Source organism: Sinorhizobium sp. 7-81, assembly GCF_030124405.1.
Taxonomy (GTDB): Bacteria; Pseudomonadota; Alphaproteobacteria; order Rhizobiales; family Rhizobiaceae; genus Sinorhizobium; species Sinorhizobium psoraleae.
The window spans coordinates 225,333-241,915 of sequence record NZ_JASKLT010000006.1 but is presented as its reverse complement, the minus strand read 5'-3'; the positions used below and the strand labels follow the sequence as shown (position 1 = coordinate 241,915).

The following is a 16,583-nucleotide window of genomic DNA, read 5'->3' as shown; positions in this document are numbered from 1 at the left end:
TCCGCCGAAAGGATGGCGTTCAGGACATGCATCTCCCTCGACGGCATGAAACCCTAGCGACGTGTAGAACGGCGCATTAAACGGCGCGAAGCGATCGGTCGTGAGAGTTACACCTTCCAACACATCTGGAAACGGGAAACGAGTTGAGTTGCCATGGAGCAATCAATCTGCAACCTCACGCTGGTGTCGGCGACATTCTCAACGATGCGGTCAGCAAACACCGATGATGAAGGGTCTGGCGCTGTAAACCCACTAGGGTCCGCAGTAAGCTGAAGGATCGCTTGAACGAGAATCCATGAGCGGAGAATAATTAATCAGTGCCAAACTGACGAAGCAGGCTGCGAATAGTGGCCCCGAGAACCGGCGCCCAACGTAGCCGGGAGCAGCGGCTGTGAAAAGAAGGAATATCCATTGGCTGCTGTAGAGCATTGCTTCGGCAGGATTGAAGTAGAGGTAGAACACGAACAAGCTACCAACTGCTACCAAAGCCGACAGGGTTAACGAACGGAACCGAGAATCGCTCAATGCACTAAGGATGCCGAAACAGAGTGCCAACGCGGTCATGAGATAGCCGGCGACTCTCAATGCCGAGCTGCCTAGCGCGATAGCCGCTTGCCACCCATATCGGTGTTGCACCATGTCAAAAGGGGATACGAAAGCGAACACCCAAAAGCTTAATAAGTAATCACCGAGCACACCGGGCGATACGAAATTGGCAAAGCTGGCCAATTGATCGAGATACTCCCGTTGCCATGCGAAGGCTGCTGCGACATCGGTATAGATCATGGGCAGAAGGGAGAGAGCCGTCGAAATGGCGAGCGGCAACGCGAACACCACGATGAATCTCTGCCGTGGCTTGTAGTGCCCAGAACGGTTGGCCAAACCAGGGTATAGAAGCACGCAGCTCAATGCCGGCAAATTGGCGGTTCCGGGAATTGCCCCGGCTATACCAGCGGATATGGCGCAAAGCATCGGGTGCTTTTTCGAATGTGGCCCAATGAGGATGAGCGCCAGCATGGCCGCAGCCATTGCGCTAAATGTGAAGCCGTAGGTCTCAACGACACTGAAAATCGTCAACGAACCAAACGTGGAAATTGTCGCAAGCACGATGAAAAACGCACCGATGCATTCCAATCCAAGCAGGCGCAAGAAGAGGAAGAACGCAAGTGCTCCGATCGCGATAAAAGCGGCAAGAGCGATCACAGCGGCTGTCGCGGCCGGAACGCCCATCTCCGTGAGCGGCCAGCCAATAGCCGCTGTGGACACGACGGCCAATGCGTGCTTGCGGATGCGAAATGCACCCCAGTGACCGCTCGACAGTCTACGGAAGTAGCTATCCACGTCAGCGCCCAAAATACAGTTGTCTCTGTGGATTGCTTCCGAGGTGACGCCAATCCTGAACAGAAAGAAGCCAAAGAGGAGAGCGGCCAGAAGGCCGGCAAAAACCCAGGTTCGAACACCGAGCCTTCGCAGACCGCCGGACCCGATCAGATCCTCGGCCATTGGTGCGGTCGTCAATGCGCCCATTGAACGATCCCAAAAACGACTGCTCCGCAAATGAGGCTCTTGGCGTCGGTGGCGCCAAACACGATCGGATCCTCAAGCATGCTGCCGCGATGTGCCAACAAAATCATGCGGCCGAGCCAGTATACCAGCATGGGTATCGCGAACCAAAGTGCCTCCGGGGCGCTGTAGAGTTCGTTTTGCACCTCAAACCAAACGAATACAGCGTAAATCGTGACCGCATTAAACGCCGCCGAAGACGCGAGAGCAGCTATTACAGGGAAATCCTCAGTTCTGTAGGAGCGGTTGCCAGCCCTTGTCCGCCTAAGCTTCAGCATGGTAGCGAGCTCAGCCTGCCGCTTGATAAGGGCTAGGGCAAGGAAGAAGAACACCGAGAAGGCGATCAGCCACTCGGATGGCCTTATCCCCGTCGCTTCCCCCCCGGCCGCAACTCGGATTGCGTACAGGCAGCCGAGGACGACGACATCGATCATCAGCATGCGCTTCAGATAAATCGAATAAAGGCAAGTCAACAGGAAATAGAATACGAGCGTCATTTGAAATGTGATGGCGAGCGGGAACGCGGCAAGGCAGGCTGCAACCAGAAGGCTCGGTACCAGGAAGAGCGCGGTTGCGACGGGCAGCGCACCGCTGGCAAATGGGCGTAACCTCTTGGTCGGGTGGGCTCTGTCAGCTTGTAGGTCGAGAAGGTCATTACACACATAGCTGATGGAGGCGACGAGCGAAAACGCCGAAAATGCAAGTATCGACTGATACCAGTTCTCGGTAGTTGAGACTGGCGATACCATTACCGGCACAAAAACCAGCACGTTCTTCGACCACTGGCGTACTCGGATCGCAGAAATGATCGCTAGGACGTTCGTCCAGACTGGCGCGCCGCTTTGCCCAGAATCGTGCCCCGCAGCCGTCAATGCGCCGATGTCCGCTGGCACGGAAATGAGTTCGAAGTCGTCGCTGATTGAGTCAAACTCTTGGGCTGTGCTGTTGCGGACGGCCTCCTTATCGTTTTGGCTCGCATCCAAGACGAAAAAGCCAGAGAATATGCCATGGTAGTCGCAAACAGCTTTGACCACCGAGTATGGAAGCGCCGAACACAAGAACAGTTTCCGCCCATTTTGATATTCTCTCTTTAACGCGTCTAATACGTCCTGATTGTAGGCAAGTGCTGACGCATCCATGGGCCTCTTTTCAGTCTTAAACTCGCCGCTTGCAATGATGCTTTTAATACGCCAAGGGACAGAAAATATCTCTTGTCCTATGACAGCTATTGCGCGCTCGTGATCAATATTGCTCTTTAAAAGAGCATGCTCAAGGTTGACTACCCATGGCGGAGTTGCCGCGCCTGTGCCAGAATTCTGCATGATGGAAATCTACGTACAATCTAAGTAAAGAATAGCTTTAACAAGATGTCGGGAGTTCTCTTGCCTTACTTTGCCGAGTGAAAGCCTCGTAGTCGCACCCAGACACTCGCGACGATTTTCCTTCCTCGGCGCACCTATGGCGACGCCGAAATGATCGCTGGCAATAATCGCACTAGCTGGGCTTCTTGGGAATATAGAGGAGTATATAGACGAGGGAGCCTTCTTGGCGGTAGGTCATTTGCAGCTAGAGGCAAGGTTAGCATCCCATGGGTTCGCCGAGGCCGTTCTAGCCGCTATCGGTAAGGCCGACGACAGCTCCCAGAGCACCGTTCCCCTTCCGGTCAGCTCTAAGCCTCGATCCGAGTGGGCCATGGTCGTCCCTTCGCAGCGGCAGTGAGTCTCAACCGTTGACAACTCGCCTTTCGCCAGAGAGAATTCGCGCGTACTAAAATGACTTTTTAACAGCTCGGGTGCTTCCGAACGGAGTTGCGCATGGCGAGCCTGGATGGTGGCCGGGAAGCAGCAATTGCGCGCACCCAGCCAAACAACATACTTAAGAGGTTTGCCCGACCAGGAGATTGGCTGCTGGGCGCGGAACCGGAGCGTCTCATCAGTATCGGGCGCCTAGTTACGGCTGCCTTTGCGATCCTCGCCATTTATCTCGATCCTACTCATTCCTGTGTCGCTTCTTTATGACACGCACGCGGTTTACGGCCTTGACCATGAGGAAGATGATCCAGGCGAGGATCAGGAGGTTGATGAGCACGGTGATGAAGTTACCGTAAGCGGAGACCGCGCCCTGCTCCCGTGCCGCTGGATTATCCTGCGGCGTCACGGTTTTCATCGGCTGGCAGCTGCCCAACGAGGCCGCCGTCTCTGTGTTAAGCGCAAGCCGACTTTAAGCGAATATGACTTTCGTCATGATTGATCGTGACCTTCGTCAGCTGCCTCGATCCGCGATGTGTGGCGCCAAATGAAGGATCCACCTTATGACGCACCCATAACCTTCTGCCGGAAGACAGGCCGCCTGCCTTCGCCTTCGTATTCGCGCGTCGCAAATCGTTTTGCAAAACGATTTGCAAAACGATTTGTGATCGTCTATGCAATGAAACCATGACAACGATTGCCAAAGTCGCGAAACGAGCGGGCGTATCTCTGACCACGGTCTCTCATGTGTTGAATCATGCAGACCGCGTGTCGGCCGAAATGCGTCGGAGAGTGGAAGCGGCAATAGCCGAGTTAGGTTACGTGCCGAACCCCCAGGCACAGAGCCTGCGCACGGGGCGGACCAACCTGGTGGCAATGCTGATCCCGGATATCCGCAACCCGTTCTATCCGGAACTCGTAAAAGCGGCGCAATCGGATCTCGAGGCGACGGGGCTGGATCTTCTCATCTTCAACACCGACGTTCCCGGCGGTCACTCGCAGGAACATAGCCAGCAATATCTGAGACACATCCGCAACCGCCGGATTGACGGGTTGATCGTCGGCGATTTTGCCCTGCATGGCATGCACAACACATTGATCGGCATAGACGTCCCCACCGTCTTCATCGGCGATCTGCCAAATGCAGCCGTCGACAGCGTCAAGATCGACGATTTCGGCGGCGGCTATCAGATGGGCGCTTATCTCGCCAGGAAAGGCCACAAGCGCATCGCCCATGTCACAGGCCCGTCTTTCTTTGCCGAGGCCATGGCAAGGGCGGCGGGTTTCGAACAGGGACTGCGCGACCACGGCGTGGAACCGCTCGCCGAGTTGCGGCGCGAAGGCACCTATCTTAGCCCGTCGGGCCAGGAAGCCGTAGACTGGTTGCTGGCGACTCAAGGCGATCGCCTGCCTTCAGTCATTTTTTTCGGCAATTATCTCATGGCGACGGGAGCGATCGCTGAATTCCATGATCGCGGCGTCCGCATTCCCGACGACGTTGCGATTGCCGTTTTCGGTGATCAGCCACAGCTCGAATATGTGCGGCCGCGGATAGCGCGTGTCGGCAACACCCCTTCGCTGCTCGCCCACCGAGCAACCGCCATGCTGCTCGAACGGCTGTCGGGCGAGTATTCCGGGCCGCCTCGCTCCGAGGTGATCCCCTGCATCCTTCACGCCTTCGATACGGCGTAAGACGAAGCCGCCCCCGGAGAGGAGCCGGGGGTGTTTACCAGCAAAACCGGGAGGAAGTAATGAGTGACAAAGAGAAGGTTTTTCCGAGACTGACGCGCCGCGGCCTGCTTAAGGGCGGTGCGGCGGTAGCCGGCGGCGTCGTCGGCCTCGGTGGATTTCCCTACATCAACCGTCTGGCGGTGCGGGCACAGGAAACGCCGCTGAAATTCTGGCAGTTCTACGCACCCGGCGGACCGGTGGCGAGCCAGGTCGAATGGTTCGAGAAGACGGTCGCGGATTGGAACGACAGCCATCCGCAGAAGATCGAACTCGAGTTCATTCCGAACTCCGAGTATATCAGCGGCCCGAAACTGGCCACCGCCTTTGCCTCCGGCGAAGGGCCCGACATCTTCATCATTTCGCCGGGTGACTTCCTGCGCTACTACAATGGCGGCGTCCTCAAGGACCTGACGCCCTTCATCGACGAAGCGGCCAAGGCGGACTTTCCCGAAAGCGTCATCGCCAACCGCATGGTGGACGGCAAGATCTTCGGCATCCCGATGGAAGTCGAGCCGATGGCCATGTACTATTCGGTCAAGGCCTTCGAGGAGGCCGGCCTCAACGAGAACGACGTTCCCAAGACATGGGAGGAGTTGCTTGAGGTCGCCAAGAAGCTCACGACTCCCGAGCGCTTCGGGGTGATGTTCGAGACCCAGCCGGGATACTACCAGAACTTCACGTGGTATCCCTTCCTCTGGCAGGGCGGCGGCGAATTCCAGACGGCGGACGGCAAGAGCAGCTTCGATTCACCGGCAACGGTGCAAGCGCTCAAATTCTGGCAGGATGCGATCAACAGTGGCGCGGCGCCCCGACAGATCATGGGTGCGGGCGGACATGACACCATCGCCAATCTTGCATCCGGCTATGTGGCCATGCAGAACGTCGGCATCTGGGGCATTTCACAGCTTCAGAGCAATGCCAAGGATTTCCCATATGGCGTCTTCCGGCTGCCGACGCCGCCGAACGGCAAATATGTGACCGTGGGCGGCGGATGGGCATTCGTCGCCAATGCCAAGGGCCGCAACTCCGACGCGGCGGGCGAATTCTGCGCCTGGGCCCTCGCCTCCATGAATCAGGGCTCTGTCGACCGGGTCGCCACCTGGTGCACCAAGGGCAAATCCGACATGCCGCCGCGCAACAGCGCGCTGAAGGCTGGCGGCGGGGCCTTCTCGACAGGTATGATCGGCAAATTCGCCGAAGAGATCCATCCCGGAACCCGTGCGGAGCCACGCGTTCCACCGGAGGTCTACAAGATCATCTCCGATGCGATCCAGCAGACCCAGTTGGGCGGCGCCGATCCGCAAGCCACGGCGACGGCCGCCTCTCAGCAGCTCGACGCGTTTCTTTCGAGCTATCAAGGCGCACCGATCCTTTGACGGCCAAACCGGCGGCCGCACATGATGCGGCCGCCTCAGCAAGCTGGACATGACGTCATGACAACGATTGCCGAAACGGCTGCGCGGCGCAGGCACGCCGGCCGAACCCGCCTTTCCGCCAAGCATCGCGAGTGGATCGCGGGCTACCTCTTCGTGTTGCCGGATGCATTGGGATTGCTCGTCTTTCTCGGGGTGCCGATGGCATTATCGCTCGTGCTCAGCGTCTTCGAGGTAAACGGTTTCGGCGGTTATTCCTTCGTCGGCGTAAAGAATTACCTCCGCATGTGGAACGATCCGCTGTTCTGGAAGGGAGCGAGGGTCACCGCTCTCTACGCCATCATGCTGGTCCCGCTGCTCTATGTGTGCGGGCTGGGCCTTGCCCTTCTCGTGCAGCGCACCGACCGCTTCAACGCCGTCATGCGTTCGATGTTCTTTGCACCGCACATGGTCAGTCTCGTGGTCGTCGCGCTCGTTTGGCAATTCATGGTGGTCGACAAGATCGGCGTGATCAGCAGGCTGACCGCCGCGCTCGACATGGGCGGCTTCTCTTTCCTCGGCGATCCCAACTTCGCGCTCATCACCATCGTCCTGGTCAGCGTCTGGTTCCTGATGGGGTTCTACATGCTGATCTTCCTGGGCGGTCTGCAGGACATTCCCCGGCAATATTACGAAGCGGCGATGATCGACGGGGCCGGCCCTGTCGCCCGCTTCTGGTTCATTACGCTGCCGCTTCTCAAACCCACGAGCTTTTTCGTGGTCATGGTGTCCATGGTTGCGGCCGTCGCGGGCGCACAGGCCTTCGACATCATCTACGTCATGACCAAGGGCGGGCCTGCCAACGCCACGTCGGTGCTGATCGTCTACATCTATCAGCAGGCTTTCGGTTTCGGCGCCTTCGGCTACGCAGCTGCCATGGCCTCCATCCTGGTCGTGGCGCTCATGCTCGTGACGGCAGTTTTCTTTGCTCTGACCCGGGGAGGACGTTTTAATCATGAGCAGTAAGCGCCCCCTGCCCTATTTCTCCCGCTCACAGGTCACGCTAGTGCGAGGTCTCTGGATGGTGGTGACGGCTATCCTCGCCTTCATGACGCTCTTTCCGCTCCTCTGGATGGTGTCGATCGCCTTCAAGCCGGCGGCGGAGTCGTTCTCTTCGAACCTCATCCCGCAGGCGCCGACGCTCGACAATTTCATCTATGTGCTGACCGGCGTTCCGTTCATCCGCTACATGGTCAACAGCTTCCTCGTGTCGGCCACGGTCACGATCGTGGCGCTGTTCTTCCACACCATGGCCGGCTATGCGCTGGCGCGACTGAGATTTCCGGGCCGCGAGGTACTGTTTCTGTCGATCTTCTCGACATTCCTCGTCTCGCTGCCGGTGATCATCGTACCGCTCTTCGTCATCGTAAAAGCGATGGGCATGCTCAACTCATACGTGGGACTGATCATCCCGGCGATTTTCAATGCCTTCGGCATCTTCCTTCTAAGACAGTACTATCTGTCGCTGCCGAAAGAGATCGAGGAGGCGGCGCGCATAGACGGCGCGGGTTACTGGCGCATCTACTGGAGCGTCATCCTCCCGCTCAGCCGCCCCATCATGTCGGCGTTAGCGATCCTGTTCTTCCTGGCCAACTGGAATTCCTTCCTGTGGCCGCTCACGATCACCTCGGACCCCAATCTCTGGGTCGTCCAGCTCGGGATTGCGAATTTCAAGAGCCAGTATTCCGCGTCCTGGAACTACATGATGGCGGCTTCCACGATCGTCGCCATCCCGACCCTCATCCTCTTCGTGATCTTCCAGAGGCAGATCATGGATTCCCTTAAGACCAGCGGCCTCAAGTGAGCTGCGAGCGATTTACACAGGAGCAATTCGAATGACCAATGCCGGCCTCTCGCCCCTTCGCGGTCTCGCGAAGCTGCGCAACGCGAAAACGCGCCGCTTCTCCAGCCATGACCGCACCGGTGGCAACGACGACAGGCTGCACATCGAACCCGGCACCACGGCGGTGATCGGCGAACACGAAGGCGCCGGCATCGTCACCCATATCTGGGCGACGCTCGCATGCGAGAGCGAGGATTTCCTGCGCAAGATCGTACTCAGGGCCTACTGGGACGGGGAGACGGAGCCGAGCATCGAGGCGCCTATCGGCGACTTCTTCGGCATGGGCCACGCCCGCACCGCCAACTATGCCAGCCTGCCGATGCAGGCGAGCCCGGAGGACGGCAAGGCCTTCAACTGCTACTTCCCGATGCCCTTCGGCTCGCACATGAAGTTCACTGTCACCAACGAGGCGGAACACGACCTCCTCTTCTACTACTATATCGACCTCGAGCTTCACGACGTCCTCGAGGAGGACATGGGCCGTTTCCACGCACACTACCGCCAGGCACGGCCGGCAGGTATGAGCGAAGCCGGGCTGACCAACGAACAGTTCCTGTTCGGCGGCGAGAACGTCGACGGTCGGCAGAATTACACGATCCTCGAAGCCGAAGGGCGCGGCCATTACGTTGGCGTACTCTACAGCGTCTATTCGCGGCGCCGGTCCGAAGTCTGGGATTGGTACGGCGAAGGCGACGACATGATCTTCATCGACGGCGAGCAGGGGTTGTCGGTGCCGGATACGGTTCGCAAGCCCGACCCGCGCATCGGTCCGAAAGCGGCGTTGATCGAACCGCGGCCGGAATCTGAACCAGGCGCCAATGATGCCTGGCCGCCGACCCTGCACGGCACGGGCACGGAAGACTATTTCAACACCGCCTGGTGCCCGACCCAGGACTATAGCGCGCCCTACCACGGCATCATCGCGGCCGGCGGCCCCAACTGGACCGAGCCGGTCACGCTCTACCGCTGGCACATCGAAGACCCCGCTATCTTCCAGAAGAGCATTCGGGTGACGATCGAACATGGTCACGCCAACCGCCGCGCCGACGATATCTCCTCCGTCGCCTTCTGGTACCAGGCGGAGCCGCATAAGCCCTTCGGCAAGTTCCCGGATGTCGCGGACCGGGTGCCGACCTATCGCCGCCCATTCCACAACATGGAAGCGGCAATGAAGAAAGCGAGAGGCTGAAATGGCCAGCGTCGAAATCAGGAATGTGGTCAAGCGCTATGGTGCGCTGGAAGTCGTCCATGGTGTCTCGGCAGAGATCGCCGACGGCGAATTCGTGGCGTTGGTTGGCCCCTCGGGCTGCGGCAAGTCCACCCTTCTGCGCATGATCGCGGGTCTTGAGGAAATCTCCGACGGAGCGGTCGTGATCGGAGGAGATATCGTCAACGAGGTCGCTCCGAAGGACCGCAACATATCGATGGTCTTCCAGAACTATGCGCTCTACCCGCATATGACTGTTGCCGAGAACATGGCCTTTGCACTTCGCCTCGCCCGGCTCCCGAAGGACGAGCAGAAGAAGATGGTAGGCGAAGCGGCTACCATGCTTGGCCTGGAGGGTCTGCTCGAACGTTACCCCGGCCAGCTCTCGGGCGGCCAGCGCCAGCGCGTCGCCATGGGTCGGGCCATCGTCCGCCGCCCGGAAGTCTTCCTGTTCGACGAACCCCTGTCAAATCTCGACGCAAAGCTCAGGGTGCAGATGCGTGCCGAGATTAAAGGTCTGCACCAGCGCCTGCGCACCACCAGCATCTACGTGACGCATGACCAGATCGAAGCCATGACGATGGCCGACCGCATCGTCGTGATGCGCGACGGCAATGTCGAGCAGATAGGGACGCCACTGGAGCTTTTCGATCATCCCCGCAATCTCTTCGTGGCGAGCTTCATCGGCAGTCCTTCGATGAACTTCATCAAAGGCGAGGTCGTCGACGGCACATTCCGAGCTCCAGGCGGCATCGTCATTCCCGCCGCCAATCTGGCCCATCGAGGACCGGCGATCGCGGGAATAAGGCCCAACAAGCTGCAAATCGGCGCCGCCGGCCCCGCCGCCAAGGTGTTGATCGTGGAGCCGACCGGCGACGAAACACACCTCCTGGTGGAGCTCGGCGGAGCGCAGCTGGCGATGTTGCTTCGCGAGCGCGTCAGCCTGGCACCCGGCGACCAGATCGGCCTCGCCTTCGCTTCCGCTGATGTCCACTTCTTCGACGGTCAGAGCACCCTGCGGCTAGGCAGGGGCGACGCGACGAAGGGCACCCTGAAGGCGTGAGTCCCTTCCCATTGTCGGGCGGATGCACTGCTTTTGGCGGGTAGGCTGCACCTGATTTGGAGCTGTTTTCGACCGAGAATTGTCGATCGGAAAGACGCGCCATCGGCCGCCAGCGGATGACCCGATCATGCTTGCCCCTAACCCCATCATCGTCCGCGCGCGGCGATCGTCAGAGCAATCCAGTGAGTTCCAGAGTCTGATAGCCGGCCAAGAGCGTGATCAGAGATCCGACAAGCCGCAGAAGCATTTTTTCCGGCAATGCCTTGACCATCCATCCCGCCAGCGGTGCGGCCAGAACACCCCCAAGGATCAACCCGGCAACAGACGTTAGATAGGCGCGGGATTCGCCACCTACCTCCCAATGGCCCGTCACGATCGCAGCAAGGAAGCTCACGGAAACCGAAAGCGCGATCAGGAATTCGCTCGCACTGACCGTGCCGATAACAAATCGCGGCTGTCCACCGGCGCCAAGAAGCCCTGTGGTCGCGACCGGCCCCCAGCCCCCACCGCCCGCCGCGTCGAGAAACCCGGCAGCCGCACCGAGGGGCGCCACGATTCCTAGTCTCACAGGGTTTGTGGGGATGCGATGAAAGGAGCGGTAGAGAAGCCAACTCCCGATTGTCGCGAGATAGGCTGTGACGAATGGCTTGACCTGATCGCCTTCAAACGAGGTGAGCACGAAGGCACCGACCATGCCACCGCCTACTCCAAACGGAATCAGTCGCCAAAACAGTTTCCAATCGATGTTGCGGTGGTAGAGATGGGCCGATCCGGAAGCCGCGGTGGTGAACAGTTCCGCCGCGTGAGCTGAAGCAGACGCCTGCGCCGGTGGCACTCCGAAAGTCAGCAGCACCGTCGACGAGATCACGCCATAGGCCATGCCAAGCGCGCCATCGACTGCCTGGGCCAGGAACCCGACGACTGCGAACAGTAGGAAGTCCTCCACTCAAGCCTCCGTGCTGAATCACTGGGCCATGGCGCGTTCAAAGCCTGACGAGCGTATAAGACACGGAAGGCTCTATGTTCGACCAAGTTTCAGTCGTGATGCTCTCGGCCATCATGGAAACGGCCGCGCGTCCTGCTTGTTCCCCGGTGGGGAATATCCGCTAGCTAGGTGTACTCATAGTGCGAGCGCCCATCGCATATGGTCAACGAAGGCTCGCAGCTCGGCATCACTCGCACACGGCTCGGATATTAGAAAAATACACCGGGTCAACAGAAACATCGTCGAGACACCGGCTGATGCTGTCCAGGACGTTAGCTCCCCCCTCGCCTGCATCGACCGTTCTTCATTGTGCCCTCGAGTTTTCGCTGCTCAGTTTGACATTTCACGGTTCGCCCTCTCGTGGGCCGCGGTCAGTAATCTCGGCGCACGGAACCCTTGGAGTTGCGGTTGTCTGGGACGCATTGGAAGAGACAAGCGTCAGAGGCACCAAGCGGAGGCGGATTTTTTCCGCCTCCGCTGGTCAGCCCGTGAGAAGGAGACGACCTTCAGGCCCGCCGTCTCGATAACAGACCACCTCACTCGCTCACGCCTGAGCCTCACTTCTTTGGGAGAGCGTCAAACGCTTGCAGGCGATCTCGCACGGCGGGATTCTCAATAGGCGTCGGGCTGGGAACCAGTATTCTCGATGATACGGACCGGGCGCACCCGTCCGCTGTGGTTGAGAATCGCCGCCAGACACTCGCTCGACTCATCGCCCCAGCCCGTTGCAGGCGAGATCGACCGTCGACGTCGGCGCACTGCGCCGAACTTTTTCGGTACTCTGCGGTATGGCGGTATCCGAAATAGGCGCGGCCGGCAGCTTTCACGGTAACTTGAATGAGTCAAATGCGCGGTGACGCCACCATCAGACTGCCGCCCGAACGGTAACGGCAGCGACACTATTGCGGTCCTCTGACAGTGACATGCTGGCGCTCAAGGGCGTTTTTGCTTCGGCCCTTTCCCGCGTGAAGGACTTCCTGTTCGTGTCGGCATTGCCTGTCCCGAGCCATTTTGGGGGTTGGTCAACTCCGCCTAACGCTGCACAATGCCGCGATCCGAAAACGCCGACAGGCCGATCTCGGTCGATCACGGCATTGGAGGCTCGCAATGCGCCAGACTTGGCTCGACGTCGCCAAGGGGGTGGGCATCGTTTTCGTCGTTCTCGCCCACGTCCTCTTCCACAGCGAATGGCAATGGGCACCTGCGATTTATTTCGCGATCTCCCTCTTCTTCATGCCGTTCTTCTTCGTCATCTCCGGCTATCTCTTCACGGTTACCGACCGAAAGGTCCTGCTTTCGAAGCGGGGGCGCGGACTGCTCATCCCATACGTTGCCTTTCTCGGCCTCGTCATCACCGGTGTGCTTTTCGTCGACGTCCTTCGAGGTGAAATACCGGCGCCCTGGCAAATCAGGGAACTCATGACGAACGCGACCCTGGGCGGAAGATACCTGACCGGCGAGCTCGGCGTCTTCTGGTTCGTGACCTGTCTCTTCGCGACGCAGGTTCTCTATAACGAAGTCGCGCTCAGAACCGCCGGACCAACCGACCTTGCCATGTTGATCTTCGTAGCCGGCTGCGTCGTCCTTGCCTATATGATCCAGTCCTATTGGCCGGAGGTTCGCTCCCCTCTCGCCCTGACCAACGTCCCGCTTGCCATAGGCGCCTTCTGGTTTGGACATGTCCTGCGAGAGCGCAGTTTCCCCGCGAGTGCGATTGCCGTCGCCGCGATTGCCGTGTTCGGGATTTCAATCGCTCTTGCCTTGGCAGGCGTCGACTTCGCGGTGACGATGAAAAACACCAAGTTCGGTCCACCGATCCTCGGTCTGCTGCTCGCCCTGGCCATCTCGGTCACCGTGCTCAGCCTCATTCAACTGGTCACCGCGCGAAACATTCCGGTCGCCCCAGTTGCCGAGCTCGGCAAGGCTTCCCTCGTCATCATGTTCGGTCACCAGTTCGTTCATTTCACGCTGCGCGATTCAGGCGTGACCTCCGAGTTGACGCTCATCGCCCTGTCTGTCGGGCTGCCTTACCTCGTCTATCGCCTCCTCAAATCGTCGACGATTCTTTCGCCATGGTTCCTGGGTCATGGCTCGCTGTCGATCAGCGTCGATCAGATGAGGCGAAGCCTCGCCGGTCGCGCGAGATGATCCATTAAGCATCCTTGGGTTGCGCACGCTGGCCATGGGCGCAACTCTGAGGTAGAATTTTCTTGATTTTTGACCCGTCGCGAGAGACATTGTGCATTGCACAGGATTGGCGACGGTCCGCTGGGACCGTGGTGATAAAGCCGTGGTCGCACCTATCGAGCCGCGTCCATTGGTCGTCAACGAAGCAAGTCAGATGACGTGAACCCGGCCAGGGAACGAACCAGAATGCTTCAGGACATGCCTGTTTACAAAAAGCTGATCGTGGTCGGTATCGTCGCCCTGGCATTTGTCGGGGTCTTCGACGCGCTCGCCAACCTGCCCGTTGTTTCGGGCTGCACATTCTACGGCGAATGCTCCTTGGGCGATGTCGCCGAGCCGCCCACAGATCTTGGCAGTGACCCGGTGAAACAATGAAGCAAGCGGCGACACCGGCGCTCATCGTCTACGACGGCGATTGCGTCTTCTGCCAGAGCTATGTTCGGTTCATGCGCTTGCGCGAGACTGTGGGCGCCGTCGAGTTGGTCGACGCCCGTTCCGGCGATCCGCGCGTGGCGACCTTCCAGCGTCAGGGCTACGACCTGAATGAAGGAATGCTCTTCGTCTTCGACGATCGCGTCTACCATGGCGACGAAGCCGTCAACCTTTTGGCGATACTCAGTTCCTCCTCGTCGCTATTCGGCTGGTTCAACCGCGCAGTTCTTTCCAACAGGACGGCCGCGCGGCTCATCTATCCCATGCTCAAATTCGGGCGCCGCGTCACGCTGCGTATGCGCGGCCGGCCGCTGCTTCCAACCGATCTTGACCGGTCGCCGGATGCCAGCAACGGTTGGTGATCGCGTTCAGGAATTGGATTGAACCAAAGCACTTCTGTCCATGTCGCCAAGGGCAGACGGCATAGACAGAAAGTGACGTAGACCGCGCTCGATGAGCGCGCCGAATGTGGTGCGCTTTCAATGCGTGCAAACCTTCGGCCGGGAGAAATCCACCAGCTTGAAGATCAGCAGTTTGCGTTCAAGTATGTTCGGCATTTCAGCGGCGAGACTTGCTGCTGTTGCCCGTGTCACCGTGGCACCCTCCTGCACATAGGTCACCCAGGCTTGCGGATTCCATCGCAACTGCCGCTTCAGGTCGTGCAGGATGTGAAAATTGCCGGCCTGCGATTGGCGCACCCAGTGCGGATCGGAAGCGTCGACGACTTTCACGACTTCGTTCTGGTAATTGAAAAGATATGGCGGCTTGGAAAAGAGCAGATGGTTGGTCTGCCCGGCCTCGGTATGCAGGTTGCTGAACATGTTGATCGAGCTCTCGGTCTTCAGCCCGACATACGGCGACAGACAGGAAATGAAGAACAAGCCCGGCACCGCGTAGATCCACGCCGGCTGGCGGGGCGGGGAAACGTTCTCGCAAGGCAGATTCCAAAGCGCCACATAGGTGAGCACCACCATCGCGGCACCGCCAGCGACCGCCCAGACCAGGACCCATATGGAATGGACGATCATGTCGAAGGAGCGTTCCGGGAAGGCAAGGGTCAAAATCATGACGACGGCGCCCGCCGTCAGCAGCAATGAGACGCCAGGGATGAGCGTCCCGATCCGTCCGAAGTTTTCACGCAGTGCATTGGCCACGCCGAGCGAGATACCATAGAGCATCTTGCTGGCGGGCGTCGGGATGCTCAGCACGTAGAGCGCAAAAACCAGGCTGGAGAAATCCATGTACCATGAATAGGCGGAGATCGGGATGATGTAGTGGAAGATCAGCGCAAGGATGAAGCCGACGGCGAAATAGCGTTTCCAATAGAGCGACACGATGGCGATCGCTTCGATAACAAAGGTGGAGTAAATCGCGAGATATCGGCCGAACAAGTTATCCTCAAGTCCGAACGGGCGCGCGAGCGGCACATAGAGTCCCACGGCGCAACTGACGGCAGGATCGAGAAAGTCGGTGTTGATCTTATGAAAGATGCCGTAGAAGTACATGATCGCGAGCAGAGCACGCGCGACGACCCGGATCTGGTCGTAAAGGGCCACGCGGTCTATGGATCCGCGACCGCCCGCCTTCACGTAGAGCACGGCGGCACTGAGCAGGATGGCACCGTTCATGACGGTAGCGATCGTCTTGTTGTTTGAGGCGACAGGCAGCCGAAGGGCGTATAGCGCCAGCGAGAGCGCGACCAGCGCCAACAGAAACCCGGTGCGCCGTGGGTAGAGGAGAAGCAACAGACTGAACAGAACGACGGCCCAGCTCAGGGCCATATAGGCAGATCCTTTGTATCCGATGAGGCCGTGGGTATCGCCGGCGATGCTGAAGATCGCGGCCAGCGCCCAGAAGGGCGTGAATGCGGTCAGGCCGTCATAGGTGTAAGCCAACTCTTTGACACGGGGGGGATTACTCTGGCCGAAATTCCAGAAAGGTATCGCGCTTACCGTCATCATGAATTCCACTTCAAATGACTGTTAATCGTCCTCGGGGAACAAGCTTCGGCGTAATGCCTTGAATCGAAAGCCAAGGACAGAACAATGCGCAGTTTCGAGGTGTTACAGCGACATTTTCAGAATCTGAATGAATGCGCAGCGCTGTAGTATTTAATAAACACTCCTTCGCGTCGTCCCCGACCTTAACTCTTCGCGACGTTTGTGCGACCCAGGAGTGCATTGCCGCCTGAGTTCCGTCGCGGGCATGTCACGGCCGACCAATTTCGGCCACGCGCAGAAGTTTAATATCAGCAACTTGTTTTAAATGGGGATTCTGCCCGTAGACGATCGTCGGCCCGCATCCCGAGGCGTCGAAATGTCGCCTGCGCGGCTTTGAGAGCGGCCCATTGCTTGGGCCGCGTCAGGGTCGCGGCGGCCATCTGAGCGTGTAACGCAAAGTGCCCGCCGCCTC

At 58.9% G+C, this 16,583-nt stretch carries 13 protein-coding genes and 1 pseudogene; 9 read left to right on the top strand and 5 right to left on the bottom strand.

Annotated features, from left to right (window positions below; all coding sequences use genetic code 11):
* Positions 1-252: 252 nt before the first annotated feature.
* From QN224_RS21015 to QN224_RS21005, 3 genes and pseudogenes are all read right to left on the bottom strand, one after another.
* A complete protein-coding gene (locus QN224_RS21015; protein ID WP_283978220.1) occupies positions 253-1,527 on the bottom strand; it encodes a hypothetical protein in 1,275 nt (424 codons plus the stop codon).
* Positions 1,515-2,885, bottom strand: coding sequence for a UbiA family prenyltransferase (locus tag QN224_RS21010; RefSeq protein ID WP_283978219.1), 1,371 nt, complete (start codon positions 2,883-2,885; stop codon positions 1,515-1,517). Before QN224_RS21010 ends, QN224_RS21015 begins: the two co-directional genes overlap by 13 nt.
* A 697-nt stretch (positions 2,886-3,582) precedes the next feature.
* A pseudogene (locus QN224_RS21005) lies at positions 3,583-3,699 on the bottom strand (MscL family protein); the annotation flags it as partial.
* Between the two features lie 299 nt (positions 3,700-3,998).
* Between QN224_RS21005 and QN224_RS21000 the strand changes: the two are divergent.
* From QN224_RS21000 to QN224_RS20975, 6 genes are read left to right on the top strand one after another with little or no spacing between them, the layout of a single operon-like run.
* Positions 3,999-5,003, top strand: coding sequence for a LacI family DNA-binding transcriptional regulator (locus QN224_RS21000; protein WP_283978218.1), 1,005 nt, complete (start codon positions 3,999-4,001; stop codon positions 5,001-5,003).
* Between the two features lie 59 nt (positions 5,004-5,062).
* Positions 5,063-6,418: a sugar ABC transporter substrate-binding protein gene (locus QN224_RS20995; protein WP_173513563.1), complete on the top strand. Its 1,356-nt coding sequence runs from the start codon at positions 5,063-5,065 to the stop codon at positions 6,416-6,418.
* A gap of 57 nt (positions 6,419-6,475) precedes the next feature.
* Entirely contained in the window at positions 6,476-7,420 is a 945-nt protein-coding gene (locus tag QN224_RS20990; RefSeq protein ID WP_283978217.1) for a sugar ABC transporter permease, read from the top strand.
* Complete coding sequence (locus tag QN224_RS20985) at positions 7,410-8,258, top strand: carbohydrate ABC transporter permease (RefSeq protein ID WP_173513561.1); 849 nt, start codon at positions 7,410-7,412, stop codon at positions 8,256-8,258. The genes QN224_RS20990 and QN224_RS20985 overlap by 11 nt, the downstream gene beginning before the upstream one ends.
* Before the next feature lie 31 nt (positions 8,259-8,289).
* Complete coding sequence (locus QN224_RS20980) at positions 8,290-9,486, top strand: DUF2961 domain-containing protein (protein WP_283978216.1); 1,197 nt, start codon at positions 8,290-8,292, stop codon at positions 9,484-9,486.
* Position 9,487: 1 nt separating this feature from the next.
* On the top strand, positions 9,488-10,567 hold the full coding sequence (locus QN224_RS20975; protein ID WP_283978215.1) for a sn-glycerol-3-phosphate ABC transporter ATP-binding protein UgpC: 1,080 nt from the start codon (positions 9,488-9,490) through the stop codon (positions 10,565-10,567).
* Between the two features lie 169 nt (positions 10,568-10,736).
* Here QN224_RS20975 and QN224_RS20970 read toward each other — a convergent pair whose 3' ends face one another.
* Positions 10,737-11,513 carry a sulfite exporter TauE/SafE family protein gene (locus QN224_RS20970; protein ID WP_283978214.1) on the bottom strand — a complete coding sequence of 259 codons (777 nt, stop codon included), beginning with the start codon at positions 11,511-11,513 and terminating at the stop codon, positions 10,737-10,739.
* A gap of 1,146 nt (positions 11,514-12,659) precedes the next feature.
* Here QN224_RS20970 and QN224_RS20965 point away from each other — a divergent pair.
* The 3 genes from QN224_RS20965 to QN224_RS20955 all read left to right on the top strand — a co-directional run bounded on the left by QN224_RS20965 (position 12,660) and on the right by QN224_RS20955 (position 14,533).
* Complete coding sequence (locus QN224_RS20965) at positions 12,660-13,700, top strand: acyltransferase family protein (protein ID WP_283978213.1); 1,041 nt, start codon at positions 12,660-12,662, stop codon at positions 13,698-13,700.
* Between the two features lie 225 nt (positions 13,701-13,925).
* A complete protein-coding gene (locus QN224_RS20960) occupies positions 13,926-14,114 on the top strand; it encodes a hypothetical protein (RefSeq protein WP_283978212.1) in 189 nt (62 codons plus the stop codon).
* Positions 14,111-14,533, top strand: a complete 423-nt coding sequence (locus QN224_RS20955) for a DCC1-like thiol-disulfide oxidoreductase family protein (protein ID WP_283978211.1) — start codon at positions 14,111-14,113, stop codon at positions 14,531-14,533. The genes QN224_RS20960 and QN224_RS20955 overlap by 4 nt, the downstream gene beginning before the upstream one ends.
* Before the next feature lie 117 nt (positions 14,534-14,650).
* Here the strand turns inward: QN224_RS20955 and QN224_RS20950 are convergent, their stop codons facing one another.
* Positions 14,651-16,129, bottom strand: a complete 1,479-nt coding sequence (locus QN224_RS20950; RefSeq protein WP_283978210.1) for a thiol-disulfide oxidoreductase — start codon at positions 16,127-16,129, stop codon at positions 14,651-14,653.
* Positions 16,130-16,583 lie beyond the last annotated feature (454 nt).